Source organism: Klebsiella sp. RIT-PI-d (assembly GCF_001187865.1).
Classification (GTDB): domain Bacteria; phylum Pseudomonadota; class Gammaproteobacteria; order Enterobacterales; family Enterobacteriaceae; genus Superficieibacter.
Window position 1 is genome coordinate 561410 of sequence record NZ_LGIT01000009.1, and the last position, 16315, is coordinate 577724.

Consider the following 16315-nt stretch of genomic DNA (forward strand, 5'->3'; position numbering starts at 1 on the left):
CGGCTAATCATGTCAATGAAGACAACACTAGCAACACCGTGTACATTTGTACACAAATCCGGACATGAGGAATTCTAATGGTTCGCCCGCCCAACGATCCACAGCGTCGGGAGAAAATCCTTCAGGCGACGCTTGAAACTATCGCTATCCACGGTATTAGCGCGGTCACACACCGGAAAATTGCCCACTGCGCTGGCGTCCCGCTGGGATCGCTGACTTACTATTTCACCAGCCTTGATGCGCTTCTGGAAGAAGCATTCAGCGGGTTTACCGAACAGATGTCGGTTCAGTATCTGGCATTTTTTCAGGATGTGCAGGATCGCAACGAGGCCGCTGAGGCGGTCACTGAACTGATCTTCAGCGCCCAAATGACCACGGTCAGAAATATGGAGCTGATGTATCAGCTCTATGCCTTTATGAGTAAAAAACCGGTGTTGAAAGGCGTGATGCAAAACTGGATGCGCCGTAGCCAGCATACCCTCGAATCCTGGTTCGATCCGGTCACTGCCCGGGCGCTGGATGCGTTTATCGAAGGAATGACGCTGCATTTTGTGGTTGACCGCCAGCCGCTGACGCGCGATGAAATCCGCCGTATGGTGGCGAGAATTGCGGGGGAGGGGGATTTCAGGCAATAAAAAACCCATCAACCTTGAACCAAAACGGCGGGGTTGATGGGCTCCACAAATTGGGGACATCAAAGAAAAGCAGTGGCACTAATTATGACTCCCGCCCGACGGAAAAGTTCGCAGGGGTTGCAAATAATTTTCACTCCCCCCTGAACTTCAGTTTTATCCGAAGCCGGGCCAGATCACGATGATCAGTGTGCCTGCCAGGGTGAGCAGGACGTTAGCAATCGCGTAGGTGCCGGCATAGCCCAGCGCCGGAATGTTACTGCGTGCCGTGTCGCTGATGATTTCCATCGCCGGGGCGCAGGTCCGCGCGCCCATCATCGCGCCAAAAAGCATCGCCCGGTTCATGCGCAGGACGTAAGCGCCAAACAGAAAGCAGATGACCACCGGCAGCAGACTGACTACCAGCCCGGCAATCAGCATTTGGCCGCCCACCGCGCCAAGACCGTGGCCAATCCCGCTCCCCGCGCTCAGGCCGACGCCAGCCATAAATACCATCAGGCCGAACTCTTTTACCATTGTCAGCGCCCCCTGGGGGATATAACCAAAGGTCGGATGGTTGGCGCGCAAAAATCCAAGCATGATACCGGCAAATAGCAGGCCAGCGGCGTTACCGACGCCAAAACTGAACGAACTGAACTGGAAGGTGATCATGCCGATCATCAGGCCAACAACAAAAAACGAGCAGAAAGCCAGCAGGTCGGTGACCTGGCTATGAATAGAGACAAAGCCAATACGATCGGCAACGGTTTTCACGCGTCGTGCATCGCCGCTCACTTGCAGTACGTCGCCTTTATTGAGCACCACATTATCGTCAATAGGCATTTCAATCTGGCTGCGGATCACCCGGTTGAGGAAACAGCCGTGATCGGTCAGTTTTAGCTGTGCCAGCCGACGACCGACGGCATTGTGATTTTTAACCACAATCTCTTCGGTCACAATACGCATGTCGAGCAAGTCGCGGTCGAAAACCTCTTTACCATTACGAAAGCTGTGATCGAGCCGGGCGTGGGCATCGGGATAGCCTACCAGCGCAATTTCATCACCCACCTGTAAGACGGCATCACCGTCAGGCGTTGCCAGAATACCGTTGCGACGGATGCGCTCAATGTAACAGCCTGTCTGGCGGTAAATCCCCAGCTCGCGCAGATTTTTGCCGTCGGCCCACTCCACCAGCTCCAGCCCGACGCGATAGGCCCGGATCACCGGCAGATAGACTTTACGATTTGCATCGGTATCCAGACCGCGCTCGCGGGCAATTTGCTGGGCACTGGTCTGTAAATCCTGATGCTGTAATTTTGGCAAATAGCGCGCCCCGAAAATCAGGCTGACCAGCCCAATTAAATAGGTAAGCGCATATCCCACGCTAAGGTTATCGAGAGCCTGGGCAAGTTGGCTACCCTGCATCCCCGAATGGCGGAGGGTATCGCCTGCACCAACCAACACAGGGGTAGACGTCATTGAGCCTGCCAGCATACCGGCCGTCAGGCCGATATCCCAGCCGAACAGCTTGCCGAACCCCAGGGCAATCAGCAGAGCACTACCGACCATCACCAGGGCCAGCATTAAATAATTCTTTCCGTCGCGAAAAAAAATAGAGAAAAAATTAGGCCCGGCTTCCACACCGACACAAAAAATAAACAGCATAAATCCCAGATTTAATGCATCTGTGTTAATGCTGAAGTGTTGCTGTCCCAGTAATAGCGAAACAACTAAAACGCCAATGGAATTACCGAGTTGTATTGAACCAAGGCGTAATTTACCGAGGCACAGACCCAGAGCAAGTACAACAAATAATAACAGGATGTAATTCCCATTTAACAATTCTGCGACGTTTATATTCACGGAAGCTAACTTCTTGTTTACGAGTAACTTGTTGAAAGAGATAGTATTTTGGGCTACTGTTTTGACGCGGACTTAAAAGACCATTAACGGCGATCCGCGCTGCTTATAATCATAAAACAGGTCGTTAGTTTAATCGTTCCTGAATGCAACGGCTAGTAAGAATCGTGAGTGCTCGCAGGAGTACTTTTTTTGGCAGGGAATGCTGTAATGCTTTATCAGACTGGGTGCCTGTAAAGGTTAAAAGTGGGTTCGATAGAGAATGTGTCAGGAGGAACCTTTTGAAGTCTGAACGGGGTTGGGCCGGCGTTGTCTGCTGTTTTTTACTTTTTATTATCGTGTATCTTGGTTTATCTATGAAAATGCAGGGTGCATTTCGCACGTCCGGTAATCCGGAACTGGGTCTGCTGTTTTTCATTCTGCCGGGTGCGGTGGCCAGCTTCTTGTCCTCCCGTCGGCGCGTGCTACGTCCTTTGCTGGGAGCGATACTGGCGGCTCCACTGTGTCTGGTGGTAATGCGTCTGTTTTTTACGTCTTATCGTTCCGTCTGGCAGGAACTGGCATGGTTGTTCAGTGCTGTATTCTGGTGTGCGCTGGGTGCACTGTGCTTTTTGTTCATCAGTTCTTTGCTGGAAGGTAAACGAAGATAGCGCTCTTGTATGCTAACTACTGACGGGAAGTTATGCCCTATACTGGTATCGCTCCCCGCCGGTAGCAAGGCGAGGACGCAATTATCTTTTTTTAAGCCAGACAGGAAAATGTAATGACGCCGACTATCGATCTTCTGCGTAGCCATCGCTCAATTCGCCATTTCACCGATCGCCCTATCTCTGATGAGCAGCGCCACGCGATTATTGCCAGCGCCCAGTCGGCCTCCAGCTCCAGTTTTTTACAATGCAGTTCTATTGTGCGGATAACGGATCCGCAGATGCGTGCCGCCCTGGTGACGCTGACGGGAGGTCAACAGCACGTCGCAGACGCTGCTGAATTTTGGGTATTTTGTGCCGACTTCAATCGTAACCTGCAAATCTGTCCGGATGCCCAGCTTGGGCTGGCGGAACAGCTTCTGCTGGGCGCGGTTGATACCGCAATGCTCGGACAAAATGCCATGACCGCAGCAGAGTCCCTGGGGCTGGGCGGCGTATACATTGGTGGCATTCGTAACAGCATTGAAGCGGTAACCGAATTACTCCAGCTGCCAAAATACGTGCTGCCGTTGTTCGGCCTGTGCCTCGGCTGGCCTGCGGACGATCCGGATGTTAAACCGCGGATGCCCGAAGCTATGCTGGTTCATGAAAATCATTATCAGCCGCTGGATACATCCGTTCTGGCAGACTATGACGAGGAACTGGCCAATTATTATCTCAATCGTGACAGCAACACGCGCCGCGATACCTGGAGCGATCATATTCGTCGCACCATCATTAAAGAGAGCCGCCCGTTTATCCTTGATTATTTGCATAAACAGGGATGGGCAACCCGCTAAGAATCGGTATGATACGACGGATTTTCAGGTTTTCTCAGAGAGGTAAAGGGTGAAGATTGCCATTTTGTCCCGGGACGGAACGCTCTATTCCTGTAAACGTCTGCGCGACGCTGCCGTACAGCGTGGGCATAGCGTTGATATTCTCGACCCGCTCTCCTGCTATATGAATATCAATCCGTCGGTATCCTCTATTCACTATAAAGGCCGTCAGCTGCCGCATTTTGATGCGGTTATACCGCGCATCGGATCGGCCATTACTTTTTACGGTACGGCGGCGCTGCGGCAGTTTGAGCTGCTTGGCAGTTTCCCGCTAAATGAATCGGTTGCCATTGCCCGCGCGCGCGACAAGCTACGTTCAATGCAGTTACTGGCACGGAAGGGGATTGATTTGCCGCTGACCGGTATGGCGCATTCGCCGGACGATACCAGTGATTTAATCGACATGGTAGGCGGTGCGCCGCTGGTGGTTAAACTGGTTGAGGGTACGCAGGGTATTGGTGTGGTACTGGCAGAAACGCGTCAGGCAGCGGAAAGCGTTATTGATGCCTTTCGCGGCCTGAATGCGCATATCCTGGTTCAGGAATATATCGCCGAAGCCAGAGGACGTGATATTCGCTGTCTGGTGGTCGGGGATAAGGTGGTAGCGGCAATCGAGCGTTGTGCGAAAGAGGGCGATTTTCGCTCCAACCTCCACCGGGGGGGAGTGGCAAGCGTCGCGGTTATTAGCGAGCGTGAACGCCTGATTGCGATTACGGCGGCCCAGACGCTGGGGCTTGACGTGGCCGGTGTTGATATCCTGCGCGCCAGTCGCGGACCGCTGGTGATGGAAGTTAACGCCTCTCCAGGTCTGGAAGGCATTGAGAAAACCACCGGTATTGATATCGCATCCCACATGATCCAGTGGATCGAGTGCCAGGCAACACCGGAATATTGCCTGAAAATTGGTGGTTGAGCATTTTTACCGCGCATCATGGTATGCAGGCCGCTTTTTGCGTAAGCTATGGCGCGAGTATTTTAATTGATGAGGTTGTACGCACTATGGATTCACTCGTTGTTCCGGGTCTGGATACGTTACGTCAATGGCTCGATGAACTGGGAATTAGCTTTTTCGAGTGTGATACTTGCCAGGCGTTGCACCTTCCCCATATGCAGAATTTTGACGGTATCTTTGACGCTAAGGTCGATATTATCGATGGCGTGATTCTGTTTTCGGCGCTGGCTGAGGTAAAGCCCTCCGCGCTGCTGCCGCTGGCCTGCGATCTGTCGGCGATTAATGCCAGCTCGCTTACCGTTAAGGCATTTCTGGATATTCAGGATGATAACCTGCCTAAGCTGGTCGTTTGCCAGTCGTTATCTGCCGCGGTCGGCGTAACTAAAGAGCAGTTTGCCTGGTTCCTTAGCCACGGCGAAGAGCAGATCTCTATGGTGATCCTCGAAGCGGGTGCTAATCAGCTACTCTTTACTGCTGAAGAAGAAGAAACGCCTAAAGAAGATGTCCGGTACCATTTTCTTCACTGATCCTGTCTACCTATAGCGCAGTCGCCACCACCGCGGCTGCGTATCTCCCTTTTTTATTCTGCCTTTAACCTTCATTTAAAGAATTATTCACCGCCTTTCATCCTGTTTTGCCTTATCTCATAAACAAAAACTGCATAAAAAATTGATAAATCGCATTTTTTAAGCTGGCCTATAGTCTCGTACTCTGGCTACAGTTATTCTTGCCGGGCCTGAAATAGCAAGCAAGCTCCAGTCACAGAGCAGCTTCTTCTATTCTGCGTGGGTCGAGAAAATATGCACGATTTTTGCATATCTAAAAACACATACATTTTTGTTAGTTTGTTAACGAATGCCTGGAAGGAAAAGAGATATGACCGCCTTACGTACAAAATGGTTAACAGGTCTGGTGACGGGTGCACTTTTTGCCGTCTCTGCAGGCTCGCTTGCGGCTGAACAAAAAACGCTCCATGTCTATAACTGGTCTGATTATATCGCCCCGGATACGGTGGCTAATTTTGAAAAAGAGACCGGTATTAAAGTGGTGTATGACGTTTTCGATTCCAACGAAGTGCTGGAAGGTAAACTGATGGCCGGCAGTACCGGTTTCGATCTGGTGGTGCCATCGGCCAGTTTTCTGGAGCGCCAGCTTTCTGCTGGAGTATTCCAGCCGCTCGATAAGACAAAACTGACCAACTGGAAGAATCTTGATCCAGAGCTGCTGAAGCTAATTGCCAAGCACGATCCGGACAATAAGTATGCGATGCCGTATATGTGGGCGACCACCGGTATTGGCTATAACGTTGAAAAAGTGAAAGCGGCGCTGGGCAGCGACGCACCCGTTAATAGCTGGGATCTGGTGATGAAACCGGAAAATCTGGCGAAGTTGAAAAGCTGTGGCGTGTCGTTCCTTGATGCGCCTGAAGAGATTTTCGCCACCGTGTTGAACTATCTGGGGAAAGATCCGAACAGTACAAAAGCGGATGACTATACCGGCCCGGCCACCGATCTGCTGCTGAAACTGCGCCCCAATATTCGTTATTTTCACTCCTCACAGTACATCAACGATCTGGCCAATGGCGACACCTGCGTCGCTATTGGCTGGGCCGGAGACGTATTGCAGGCGGCTAATCGTGCTAAAGAAGCTAAAAACGGGGTGAATATTGCCTATTCCATTCCGAAAGAAGGTGCGCTGGCATTCTTTGATGTCTTTGCGATGCCTGCGGATGCCAAAAACAAAGAAGAAGCGTATCAATTTCTTAATTACCTGATGCGTCCGGACGTTATTGCGCATGTATCGGATCATATCTACTACGCCAGCGCCAACAAAGCGGCAACACCGCTGGTCAGTGCGGAAGTGCGCGACAACCCGGGTATTTATCCGCCGGAGGATGTGCGCGCTAAAATGTTTACCCTCAATGTTCAGGAGCCAAAAATCGACCGCGTCAGAACGCGTGCCTGGACAAAAGTGAAAAGCGGTAAATAAGCACGACGGCTTCTCGCCCGGCTAACCCTGTGAGCCGGGCGCACTATTTTGATGCATGTGCACCTTTTTTGTTTAATGCCGGAGAGCCACTGAGTGAATGATGCGATCCTCCGCCCGCAGGCGAAAACCCGTAAAGCGCTGACACCGCTGCTGGAAATCCGCAACCTGACTAAATCGTTTGATGGTCAACATGCCGTGGATGATGTCAGCCTGACTATTTATAAAGGCGAAATTTTTGCCCTGCTTGGCGCGTCGGGCTGCGGTAAATCGACGCTGCTGCGTATGCTCGCCGGTTTTGAGCAGCCAACCGCCGGACAGATTGTGCTGGATGGCGTCGATATGGCACACGTTCCCCCGTATCAGCGGCCGATTAATATGATGTTTCAGTCTTATGCGCTTTTTCCTCACATGACCGTGGAACAAAACATTGCATTTGGCCTTAAACAGGACAAGCTGGCGAAAAGCGACATTGCCGCCCGGGTAGCCGAAATGCTGGCGCTGGTTCATATGCAGGAGTTTGCCAAACGTAAGCCGCACCAGCTATCCGGCGGTCAGCGGCAGCGTGTGGCGCTGGCCCGCAGTCTGGCAAAGCGGCCAAAACTGCTGTTGCTTGATGAACCCATGGGCGCGCTGGATAAAAAACTGCGCGATCGGATGCAGCTTGAGGTGATTGATATCCTCGAGCGCGTTGGCGCGACCTGTGTGATGGTGACCCATGACCAGGAAGAGGCCATGACTATGGCCGGGCGGATTGCCATTATGAACCGCGGAAAATTTGCGCAGATTGGCGAGCCGGAAGAGATTTATGAACATCCGACTACCCGCTATAGCGCAGAATTTATTGGCTCGGTAAATGTTTTCGAAGGTCTGCTCAAATCGCGACTGGAAGAGGGGATCGTAATCGAGTCGCCAGGCCTGGTGCATCCGCTAAAAGTGGACTCCGACGCATCGGTAGTCGATAACGTACCGGTTTATGTTGCCCTGCGTCCGGAAAAAATCATGCTCTGCGATGAGGTTCCGCCAGACGGCTTTAACTTTGCCGTAGGCGAAGTGGTGCATATTGCGTATCTCGGTGATTTGTCTATCTATCATGTTCGTCTCAAAAGTGGGCAGATGATCAGCGCGCAGTTACAGAACGATCATCGTTACCGTAAAGGCACGCCGACCTGGGGAGATGAGGTTCGTCTTTGCTGGGATGCGGATAGCTGCGTGGTACTGACGGTTTAAGGAGTGACAATGCGTACACAAGACTCCCCGGCGCTTGCCCGGCAACCCGGTGTGGCGTCGCGATGGCTGGCGAAAATGCAGATGAAGCACGGGCGTAAGCTGGCGATCGCACTGCCTTATCTCTGGCTAACGTTACTGTTTCTGCTGCCGTTTTTGATCGTCTTCAAAATCAGCCTTGCCGAAATGGCGCGTGCCATTCCGCCCTATACCGATCTAATGGCCTGGGCTGACGGGCAACTGTCGATTACGCTTAATTTCAGCAATTTCCTGCTGCTGACCGACGATCCGCTGTATGTGGAAGCGTATCTGCAGTCCTTACAGGTGGCGGCTATTTCAACGTTATGCTGCCTGGCGCTGGGCTATCCGATGGCGTGGGCCGTGGCGCACAGTAAGCCGTCTACACGTAATATTTTGCTATTGCTGGTGCTGCTTCCCTCGTGGACTTCATTTTTAATTCGCGTTTATGCCTGGATGGGGATCCTCAAAAATAACGGCGTACTCAATAACGTTTTACTGTGGCTGGGGGTTATCGATCAGCCACTGACGATTTTGCATACCAATCTGGCGGTGTATATCGGCATTGTGTATGCCTATCTGCCGTTTATGATCCTGCCGATTTATACTGCGCTGACGCGAATCGATTATTCTCTGGTGGAAGCTGCACTGGATCTCGGCGCGAGGCCGATAAAAACGTTTTTCAGTATTATTGTCCCGCTGACCAAAGGCGGAATTATTGCCGGCTCAATGCTGGTTTTCATTCCGGCGGTTGGGGAGTTTGTGATCCCGGAACTGCTCGGCGGGCCGGACAGCATTATGATTGGCCGCGTATTGTGGCAGGAGTTCTTTAATAATCGCGACTGGCCCGTGGCCTCGGCGGTTGCCATTATCATGCTGCTGTTGCTGATTATACCGATCATGTGGTTCCACAAGCATCAACAAAAAACCATGGGAGAGAACGGATGAATAATCTGCCGGTAGTCCGCTCCGTATGGCGGACGCTGATTTTGTTTATCGGGTTTACCTTTTTGTACGCGCCGATGTTGATGCTGGTCGTTTACTCTTTTAACAGTTCAAAACTGGTTACGGTGTGGGCCGGCTGGTCAACACGCTGGTACGGCGAGCTGTTTCACGATGGTGCGATGATGAGTGCCGTCGGATTGAGCCTGACCATTGCAGCCTGCGCGGCGACGATGGCAGCGATCCTCGGGACCATCGCTGCGGTTGCGATGGTGCGTTTCGGTCGCTTTCGCGGCTCGACTGGCTTTGCCTTTATGATCACCGCGCCGCTGGTGATGCCGGACGTCATTACCGGCCTGTCGTTGCTGCTGCTGTTTGTTGCGCTGGCCCATACTATTGGCTGGCCCGCCGACCGTGGGATGCTGACTATCTGGCTGGCCCATGTCACCTTCTGTACCGCTTACGTTGCGGTAGTGATTTCATCTCGTCTGCGCGAACTGGATCGCTCCATCGAGGAGGCGGCGATGGATTTGGGGGCGACACCGCTGAAAGTGTTTTTCGTTATTACGCTGCCGATGATTATGCCGGCGGTAGTGGCAGGCTGGCTGCTGGCCTTTACGCTGTCGCTGGACGATCTGGTGATCGCCAGCTTTGTGTCCGGTCCTGGTGCAACCACATTACCGATGCTGGTGTTCTCCAGCGTGCGCATGGGGGTAAATCCGGAGATTAATGCCCTGGCAACCCTTATTCTCGGCGCGGTCGGAATTGTCGGATTTATTGCCTGGTGTTTGATGGCGCGCGCAGAAAAGCAGCGGATGAGAGATATCCGGCGTGCAAGACGCGGGTGAAGCGCCTACTATCTTTGCAGAAATGTGCCATCGGTGCCGCTGTTGCGGCGGCACCGTTTTTCATGGAAGGCGAACACATTGGGATTTTTTACTAAAACGCATCGCTCCGGCGCTCGCCTGAACGTCCCTGCGCTGGTGCAGGTGGCGGCGATTGCGATCATCCTGATCCGCTGCGTTGATTTACTGATGCTGATAAATCTGCTGGGCGTGTCCGGACTTAAAGAGTTAATTTTCCGCAGCGCCCAGAGCTGGAGCCTGACGCTGGTGTTTATGGCGAGCCTGGTATTGTTGTTCGTTGATATTCTTTGCGCATTCTCGGTGGTGAGGGGACGAAGCTGGGCGCGCTGGCTTTATTTGTTCGCCCAGATATCAGCCTTTACCTATTTATGGGCAGCCTCGTTGGGCTATGGTTATCCGGAGTTGTTTAGTATTGCCGGTGAAACACGGGGTGAAATTTTCCACTCGCTGGTAATGCAAAAATTACCCGATATTATGGTCCTGCTGCTGCTTTTCATTCCCTCTCATAGCCGCCGCTTTTTCCGTCTGCAATAACAGTGGTACAATCGCCGCCCCTGAGATTCAGAAGGTTTTATTATGCAGTGCGCACTTTACGACGCCGGCCGCTGTCGCTCTTGTCAGTGGATCGAACTGCCGGTTCACGATCAACTCTCCGCTAAAATGGCCGATTTGCACGGATTACTCGACGCGCTGCCGGTGGATGAGTGGTGCGCGCCGGTTAGCGGACCCGAGAAGGCGTTTCGTAATAAGGCCAAAATGGTGGTGAGCGGCAGCGTGGAAAAACCGCTGCTCGGGATGTTACACCGTGATGGTACGCCAGAAGATCTTACCGCATGCCCGCTGTATCCTGCCTCTTTTTCGGCCGTTTTTGCCGCACTTAAACCCTTTATTGCCCGCGCGGGCCTGACGCCCTACAACGTAGCGCGCAGGCGTGGCGAACTGAAGTATCTGCTGCTGACCGAAAGCCAGCAGGATGGCGGAATGATGCTGCGCTTTGTATTACGTTCTGAGGCGAAGGTCGCCCAGCTACGTGCTGCATTACCGATGTTGCAGGCGCAGCTGCCGCAGTTAAAGGTGATTTCCGTTAATATTCAGCCAGTACATATGGCTATCATGGAAGGTGAGAAAGAGATCTTTCTGACCGCTCAGCAGGCGCTGGCCGAACAGTTTAATCATGTCCCGCTGTGGGTGCGTCCACAAAGCTTTTTCCAGACCAACCCGAGCGTGGCCAGCCAGCTTTATGCCACTGCCCGCGCATGGGTCAGGGCGTTGCCGGTACAGCATATGTGGGATCTGTTTTGCGGCGTCGGCGGTTTTGGTCTGCACTGTGCAACGCCCGACATGAAATTGACCGGAATCGAGATAGCCCCGGAAGCCATTGCCTGCGCCAGACAATCGGCTGAGCAACTGGGTCTGCATAATGTGCATTTTCAGGCGCTCGACTCCACGCAGTTTGCGACCGGGCAGGGTGATATCCCCGATCTGGTGCTGGTGAATCCCCCACGGCGAGGAATTGGGCCGGGGCTGTGTGAGTATCTGAGTAAGATGTCGCCTGAATTTATTATCTACTCCAGCTGTAATGCGCAGACAATGGCAAAAGATCTCCGCATGTTGCCGGATTATCGCATCGCGCGGGTTCAGCTATTTGATCTGTTTCCGCATACCGCGCATTATGAGGTGCTGACGCTGTTAATTCGCGCGTAAGGTATCAGGAGGAAAAGTATGCGCACGCCATCACGTTTTCTTTTCCCGGCGGTTAAGTCAAAAATGACCGCCACCGGTTGGTTAGTCATCACGCTATTATGCGGCTTGTTGCTCTACTGGATTTATTCTATGACGGTGGCTTTCCTTAACAAGGGCGATCCGCTCATCGCGATCGTTGCCGCTGTGGTCGGGTGTTTGATGGTTGGAGGTTTACACAGTGGCCGTCGATGGGATCGCCGCCTGCGCAGCCTGGCCCGGCAGCGTAAAGGGTTTAGCCTGTGTGACTTTGCCCGCAGTTTTGACACCCGCAGCATTGATACCTGGGTGATCCGCGCGGTCTGGGATGTTCTGAGCGAACAGGTTAACAGAGCCGGACCACAAGGATTCACACTGCCGATTTTTGCCGATGATCCGCTGGCCGGAGTATTCATGCTGGAGGATGATGAGGATCTGCTGGATACGCTTGAAGATATAGCGTACAGAGCCGGACGCACTGTAGCCTGGACCGATCAGTACAAGATGCCTGCCAGCGTCAGAGAGGTGGTGATGTTGTTAAATGCAATGCCCATGACCGGGGCACGTAAGGACAGGCTGTTTATTATCGTTTAATGTTCGATCGCATCTGGCGCGTTGCCGGCTGCGTCTTATCCAGCCTGGGCTGTTTTCCCGTAACATCTGACTTACGGCGTTTCAGCCTTTGTGCAGGCCCGTGCAGGCCCGTGCAGGCAACGCGCCGCCGGGCAGGGGAGGTACAGGGGGAAAGACCTGCGCAGGGCAGGTCTTTAGCGCGTTATTGTGGAAACCACTGGTCGCTGATTTTCTGATACGTGCCATCATCTTTAATCGCTTTCAGCGCACCGTTCAGTTTTTCGAGCAGCGCTTTATTGTCCGGACGAACGGCAATGCCCAGACCGGTGCCAAAGTATTGTGGATCGGTCACTTTCTCCGTCGCGGTGCCTAACTGCGGATTAGTTTTCAGCCACTCATTCACCACTGCGGTATCGCCAAATACTCCGTCGATACGGCCATTTTTCAGGTCAATAATCGCGTTCTGGTAGCTATCGTAAGCCACTGTTTTAACTTCCGGGTGCCGATCCTGAAGGTATTTCTGGTGGGTGGTGCCGTTCTCCATGCCAATACGCTTGCCTTTCAGATCGGCAAACGTTTTATAGGTTTCTTTTTTGGCAATCACCACCGCAGAGTTTGCGTAGTACGGCTCGGTAAATGAGACCTGCTTGCTGCGCTCGGGCGTAATATCCATCCCGGAAATAACCGCATCGTATTTTTTGAATTTTAATGACGGGATCAGGCTGTCAAAGGCGTGGTTAGTAAACGTACAGTCAGCCTGCATTTGTTTGCACAGCGCTTTAGCCAGATCGATATCGAAACCAACGATCTGATTACTGGCATCCAGTGATTCAAAAGGCGGATAGGTGGCAGATACGCCAAAGTTGATTTTATCAGCGGCGCTAACGCCTGTTGCGAAAGTGGCAAGCAGTGCAGCCAGAATGAGCTTTTTCATGATGGATCTCCCGTCGGTCAATATTGTTATGTCGTGCCCTGTCTGTGGCATAAAAACACAATGCCATTTATTGAATTTATATTCAATATAAATGATTAAATATTTAATATGCGCGTAAAAAAAGCGGACAAGTCAGAGGCTTGTCCGCGAAGGTAATAATGATTATGCACCGATCTCTGTTGTGTGGCCTTAGTTTCGGCGTTCGAACACCAGCGCGCGCCGTTCAACAAGCCGCATGAGTAGCGTCAGCACACCATTGACCACCAGATAAATAAGTCCCGCAGCACCGAAGACCATCACGTCATACGTCCGGCCGTACATCAGCTGACTGTACCCCATGACTTCCATCAGCGTAATGGTGTAGGCCAGAGAGGTACTTTTAAACACCAGCACCACCTCGTTGGAGTACGAGGAGAGCGCGCGTTTAAACGCGTACGGCAGCAGGATCGCCAGGGTATCTTTTTTGCTCATGCCCAGTGCGCCACATGATTGCCACTGCCCGTCCGGAATGGCGCGGATCGCACCATAGAACAGTTGCGTGGTGTAAGCCGCGCTATTTAACGACAGCGCAATCAGCGCACAGAGCCACGGTTCAGAAAGTAAATGCCAGATTAACGGGTAATCCTGCAACGTCGGGAACTGCCCCGGACCGTAGTAAATCAGGAAGATCTGCACCAGCAGCGGGGTACCGGTAAAAAGCGTGATGTAAGCGCGTACGATCCACACCAGAACTGGCGTTTTCAACGTCAGGATAATGGTAAAAATCAGCGCCAGGATCAGGGCCACAACTATTGAGGCGCCGGTCAGCGTCAGACTGGTATGCAACCCTTTCAGAAGCTCAGGTAAATATTCAAACATCAGCCTGGTCTCCGCTCAAAACGGGTTGCGCGCAGATCGATGCGCTTAAGCACGTATTGACTTAATAATGTGATCACCAGATAAATCGCGGCCGCCACAATATACCAGGTAAACGGCTCCTGAGTCCGGGTAGCGATGCTTTTGGTTTGCAGCATTAAATCGTTAACGCTTATCAGTGATACCAGCGCGGTATCTTTAAGCAGAACCAGCCACTGATTACCCAGTCCCGGCAGCGCATGCCGCCACATCTGCGGCATCACCAGGCGAAAAAAGATCGCGCTTTTTGACATTCCCAGCGCCTGGCCCGATTCCCACTGTCCAACCGGGACCGCTTTCAGCGCGCCGCGTAGCGTTTGTGAAGCATAGGCGGCGTACAGCAATGACAGCGCGATAACCCCGCACAGAAACGGACTAACGTCGAAATTCTCGATTTCCATCTGCACCGGAATTTGGGTAAATCCGAGATTAATGGAAAAACCATCAGAAAGCGTAAGCAGCAGCTGTGAAGAGCCGAAATAGATGAACAGGACTACCAGAATCTCCGGTAGCCCGCGCATAATAGTGACCAGCGCGGTACCCAGCCATGCAATGGGACGCCATTTTACTGACTCCCAGACCGCAAAAAGCATCGCCAGCGCCAGACCAATGATCAGCGCACAAACGGCAAGGCCGACGGTCATCCCGGCGGCGCTTGCAAGAGGAAGGAATTCGTTCATCAAAGATTACTTCTGGAACCATTTTTTGTAGATGGTTTCGTACGTCCCATCTTGCTTCACTTTTTCCAGCGCAGCGTTAAATTTCTGCTGCAGATCGGTATTGCCCTGACGTACCGCAATGCCGAGGCCGGTGCCAAAATAGTCTTTATCAGTGACTTTATCGCCAACAGCTGCCAGCTTCGCATTGGATTTCAGCCATTCGGTAACCACTGCCGTATCGCCAAATACGCTATCAATACGACCGTTTTGCAGATCCAGTTTTGCATTCTGGTAGCTGTCGTAAGGCACGGTGGTGATTTCCGGGTGCTTATCCATGATAAATTTCTGGTGAGTGGTGCCGTTCTGCACGCCCACTTTTTTACCTTTTAACTGATCAATACTGGTGAACTTGCCCTGCTGACCGATAAACAGCGCCGAGTTATCGTAATACGGCGTGCTGAACAGCACCTGTTTTTCACGCTCAGGTGTAATGTCCATACCGGCCATTACCGCTTCAAAACGGCGGAATTTGAGGCCCGGGATCAGACTGTCAAATGCCTGATTAGTGAAGGTACAGGTGGCATCCATCTCTTTACACAGCGCGTTAGCCAGATCGACATCAAAGCCAACAATCTTGTTGTTAGCATCGACGGATTCAAACGGAGGATAGGAGGCTTCGGTAGCAAAGCGGATGGTCTGAGCCGCTGTTGCAGACAGACTGGCACTGGCGATTAGCGCGGCGATCAACATTTTTTTCATTGTCATTTTCCCGATCTTCAGTGAGATAGATAGTGTTTAAAGGCGTCGGTTTGTGGCGAGGTGAAGCAGCTTGCATCCCCTTGCTCTACGATGTGACCATTTTCCATATACACCACGCGGCTGGCTGTTTTACGCGCCACTTCGACCTCATGGGTCACAATGACCTGGGTGATATTGGTTTCTGCCAGCTCGCGAATAATGCTCACAATTTGCGCGGTAATTTCCGGATCGAGCGCGGCGGTCGGCTCGTCAAATAGCAGGATTTGCGGCTCCATCATCAGGGCGCGGGCAATGGCCACGCGCTGCTGCTGACCACCGGAAAGATGCAGCGGATAGCGATCGCTGTACGGTTTAAGGCGCAGGCGTTCAAGCAGTTTATCTGCGCGGGCCATGGCCTGACTTTTGCTCAAACCCAGAACGCGGCAGGGCGCTTCAATGAGATTCTGCACCACGGTCAGGTGTGGCCACAAATTGTACTGCTGGAAGACCATACCCACGTTCTGGCGCAGTTCACGAATCGCCTTGTCCGACGGTGCCTTCGCAAAATCGAATTGGTTGCCAGCAATGCTCAGCGTACCGGAGCGCGGCATCTCAAGCAGGTTCAGCACGCGCAGCAGCGAGCTTTTACCCGCGCCGCTTGGGCCAAGCAGCACCAGCGTTTCACCCTGCGGGCAATTAAGCGTGATATCGAACAGCGCCTGGTGTGCGCCGTAGAAGCAATTTATGCCGTTTAATTGAATACTCATCGGGGCAGTCTTGTAGCAATTGAGGCCGCAAATAGTACCTTTGA

The 16315-nt window shown here is 52.5% G+C and carries 18 protein-coding genes; 12 read left to right on the forward strand and 6 right to left on the reverse strand.

Annotation, left to right across the window (positions count from 1 at the left end; translation table 11 throughout):
* Nucleotides 1-77 precede the first annotated feature (77 nt).
* Nucleotides 78-635, forward strand: a complete 558-nt coding sequence (locus tag AC791_RS09260) for a TetR/AcrR family transcriptional regulator (RefSeq protein WP_049840167.1) — start codon at nucleotides 78-80, stop codon at nucleotides 633-635.
* A gap of 153 nt (nucleotides 636-788) precedes the next feature.
* Here the strand turns inward: AC791_RS09260 and AC791_RS09265 are convergent, their stop codons facing one another.
* Nucleotides 789-2474 carry an aspartate:alanine antiporter gene (locus tag AC791_RS09265; protein WP_049840168.1) on the reverse strand — a complete coding sequence of 562 codons (1686 nt, stop codon included), beginning with the start codon at nucleotides 2472-2474 and terminating at the stop codon, nucleotides 789-791.
* 278 nt (nucleotides 2475-2752) lie between these two features.
* On the opposite strand from AC791_RS09265, the gene AC791_RS09270 reads away from it, so the two are divergent.
* The 11 genes from AC791_RS09270 (at nucleotide 2753) to AC791_RS09320 (ending at nucleotide 12300) form a co-directional block, all read left to right on the forward strand.
* A complete protein-coding gene (locus tag AC791_RS09270; protein ID WP_049840169.1) occupies nucleotides 2753-3121 on the forward strand; it encodes an inner membrane protein YbjM in 369 nt (122 codons plus the stop codon).
* Between the two features lie 113 nt (nucleotides 3122-3234).
* Nucleotides 3235-3957, forward strand: a complete 723-nt coding sequence (gene nfsA, locus AC791_RS09275; RefSeq protein WP_049840170.1) for an oxygen-insensitive NADPH nitroreductase — start codon at nucleotides 3235-3237, stop codon at nucleotides 3955-3957.
* A 49-nt stretch (nucleotides 3958-4006) separates the two neighbouring features.
* Nucleotides 4007-4909 carry a 30S ribosomal protein S6--L-glutamate ligase gene (gene rimK, locus AC791_RS09280; RefSeq protein ID WP_049840171.1) on the forward strand — a complete coding sequence of 301 codons (903 nt, stop codon included), beginning with the start codon at nucleotides 4007-4009 and terminating at the stop codon, nucleotides 4907-4909.
* Between the two features lie 86 nt (nucleotides 4910-4995).
* Nucleotides 4996-5475: a YbjN domain-containing protein gene (locus AC791_RS09285; RefSeq protein WP_049841580.1), complete on the forward strand. Its 480-nt coding sequence runs from the start codon at nucleotides 4996-4998 to the stop codon at nucleotides 5473-5475.
* A 349-nt stretch (nucleotides 5476-5824) separates the two neighbouring features.
* The gene (potF, locus tag AC791_RS09290; protein WP_049840172.1) at nucleotides 5825-6937 is read left to right on the forward strand and encodes a spermidine/putrescine ABC transporter substrate-binding protein PotF; all 1113 of its coding nucleotides are present in this window, start codon (nucleotides 5825-5827) and stop codon (nucleotides 6935-6937) included.
* A 93-nt stretch (nucleotides 6938-7030) separates the two neighbouring features.
* Nucleotides 7031-8164, forward strand: coding sequence for a putrescine ABC transporter ATP-binding subunit PotG (gene potG / locus AC791_RS09295; protein WP_148677783.1), 1134 nt, complete (start codon nucleotides 7031-7033; stop codon nucleotides 8162-8164).
* 9 nt (nucleotides 8165-8173) lie between these two features.
* Complete coding sequence (gene potH / locus AC791_RS09300; protein WP_049840173.1) at nucleotides 8174-9127, forward strand: putrescine ABC transporter permease PotH; 954 nt, start codon at nucleotides 8174-8176, stop codon at nucleotides 9125-9127.
* Nucleotides 9124-9969 (forward strand): putrescine ABC transporter permease PotI, encoded by an 846-nt coding sequence (gene potI, locus AC791_RS09305; RefSeq protein ID WP_049840174.1) that lies wholly within the window; start codon nucleotides 9124-9126, stop codon nucleotides 9967-9969. Before potH ends, potI begins: the two co-directional genes overlap by 4 nt.
* A gap of 42 nt (nucleotides 9970-10011) precedes the next feature.
* Nucleotides 10012-10521 carry a YbjO family protein gene (locus tag AC791_RS09310; protein ID WP_228136905.1) on the forward strand — a complete coding sequence of 170 codons (510 nt, stop codon included), beginning with the start codon at nucleotides 10012-10014 and terminating at the stop codon, nucleotides 10519-10521.
* 42 nt (nucleotides 10522-10563) lie between these two features.
* Entirely contained in the window at nucleotides 10564-11691 is a 1128-nt protein-coding gene (gene rlmC / locus AC791_RS09315) for a 23S rRNA (uracil(747)-C(5))-methyltransferase RlmC (protein WP_049840176.1), read from the forward strand.
* 18 nt (nucleotides 11692-11709) lie between these two features.
* Nucleotides 11710-12300, forward strand: coding sequence for a hypothetical protein (locus AC791_RS09320; RefSeq protein WP_049840177.1), 591 nt, complete (start codon nucleotides 11710-11712; stop codon nucleotides 12298-12300).
* A gap of 181 nt (nucleotides 12301-12481) precedes the next feature.
* On the opposite strand, the gene artJ is transcribed toward AC791_RS09320, so the two are convergent.
* The 5 genes from artJ to artP all read right to left on the reverse strand — a co-directional run bounded on the left by artJ (nucleotide 12482) and on the right by artP (nucleotide 16271).
* The gene (gene artJ / locus AC791_RS09325) at nucleotides 12482-13213 is read right to left on the reverse strand and encodes an arginine ABC transporter substrate-binding protein ArtJ (protein ID WP_049840178.1); all 732 of its coding nucleotides are present in this window, start codon (nucleotides 13211-13213) and stop codon (nucleotides 12482-12484) included.
* Nucleotides 13214-13402: 189 nt separating this feature from the next.
* The gene (gene artM / locus AC791_RS09330) at nucleotides 13403-14071 is read right to left on the reverse strand and encodes an arginine ABC transporter permease ArtM (RefSeq protein WP_049840179.1); all 669 of its coding nucleotides are present in this window, start codon (nucleotides 14069-14071) and stop codon (nucleotides 13403-13405) included.
* Complete coding sequence (gene artQ / locus AC791_RS09335; RefSeq protein ID WP_049840180.1) at nucleotides 14071-14787, reverse strand: arginine ABC transporter permease ArtQ; 717 nt, start codon at nucleotides 14785-14787, stop codon at nucleotides 14071-14073. The genes artM and artQ overlap by 1 nt, the downstream gene beginning before the upstream one ends.
* Nucleotides 14788-14793: 6 nt before the next feature.
* Complete coding sequence (gene artI, locus AC791_RS09340; RefSeq protein ID WP_049840181.1) at nucleotides 14794-15525, reverse strand: arginine ABC transporter substrate-binding protein ArtI; 732 nt, start codon at nucleotides 15523-15525, stop codon at nucleotides 14794-14796.
* Nucleotides 15526-15542: 17 nt separating this feature from the next.
* Nucleotides 15543-16271 carry an arginine ABC transporter ATP-binding protein ArtP gene (gene artP, locus AC791_RS09345; protein ID WP_049840182.1) on the reverse strand — a complete coding sequence of 243 codons (729 nt, stop codon included), beginning with the start codon at nucleotides 16269-16271 and terminating at the stop codon, nucleotides 15543-15545.
* Nucleotides 16272-16315 lie beyond the last annotated feature (44 nt).

Coding starts and splice junctions, on each gene's coding strand:
- AC791_RS09260 (WP_049840167.1), top strand. CDS start 78: ATGGTTCGCCCGCCCAACGATCCACAGCGTCGGGAGAAAATCCTTCAG.
- nfsA (WP_049840170.1), top strand. CDS start 3,235: ATGACGCCGACTATCGATCTTCTGCGTAGCCATCGCTCAATTCGCCAT.
- AC791_RS09285 (WP_049841580.1), top strand. CDS start 4,996: ATGGATTCACTCGTTGTTCCGGGTCTGGATACGTTACGTCAATGGCTC.
- potF (WP_049840172.1), top strand. CDS start 5,825: ATGACCGCCTTACGTACAAAATGGTTAACAGGTCTGGTGACGGGTGCA.
- potH (WP_049840173.1), top strand. CDS start 8,174: ATGCGTACACAAGACTCCCCGGCGCTTGCCCGGCAACCCGGTGTGGCG.
- potI (WP_049840174.1), top strand. CDS start 9,124: ATGAATAATCTGCCGGTAGTCCGCTCCGTATGGCGGACGCTGATTTTG.
- rlmC (WP_049840176.1), top strand. CDS start 10,564: ATGCAGTGCGCACTTTACGACGCCGGCCGCTGTCGCTCTTGTCAGTGG.
- AC791_RS09320 (WP_049840177.1), top strand. CDS start 11,710: ATGCGCACGCCATCACGTTTTCTTTTCCCGGCGGTTAAGTCAAAAATG.
- artJ (WP_049840178.1), bottom strand. CDS start 13,213: ATGAAAAAGCTCATTCTGGCTGCACTGCTTGCCACTTTCGCAACAGGC.
- artM (WP_049840179.1), bottom strand. CDS start 14,071: ATGTTTGAATATTTACCTGAGCTTCTGAAAGGGTTGCATACCAGTCTG.
- artQ (WP_049840180.1), bottom strand. CDS start 14,787: ATGAACGAATTCCTTCCTCTTGCAAGCGCCGCCGGGATGACCGTCGGC.
- artI (WP_049840181.1), bottom strand. CDS start 15,525: ATGAAAAAAATGTTGATCGCCGCGCTAATCGCCAGTGCCAGTCTGTCT.
- artP (WP_049840182.1), bottom strand. CDS start 16,271: ATGAGTATTCAATTAAACGGCATAAATTGCTTCTACGGCGCACACCAG.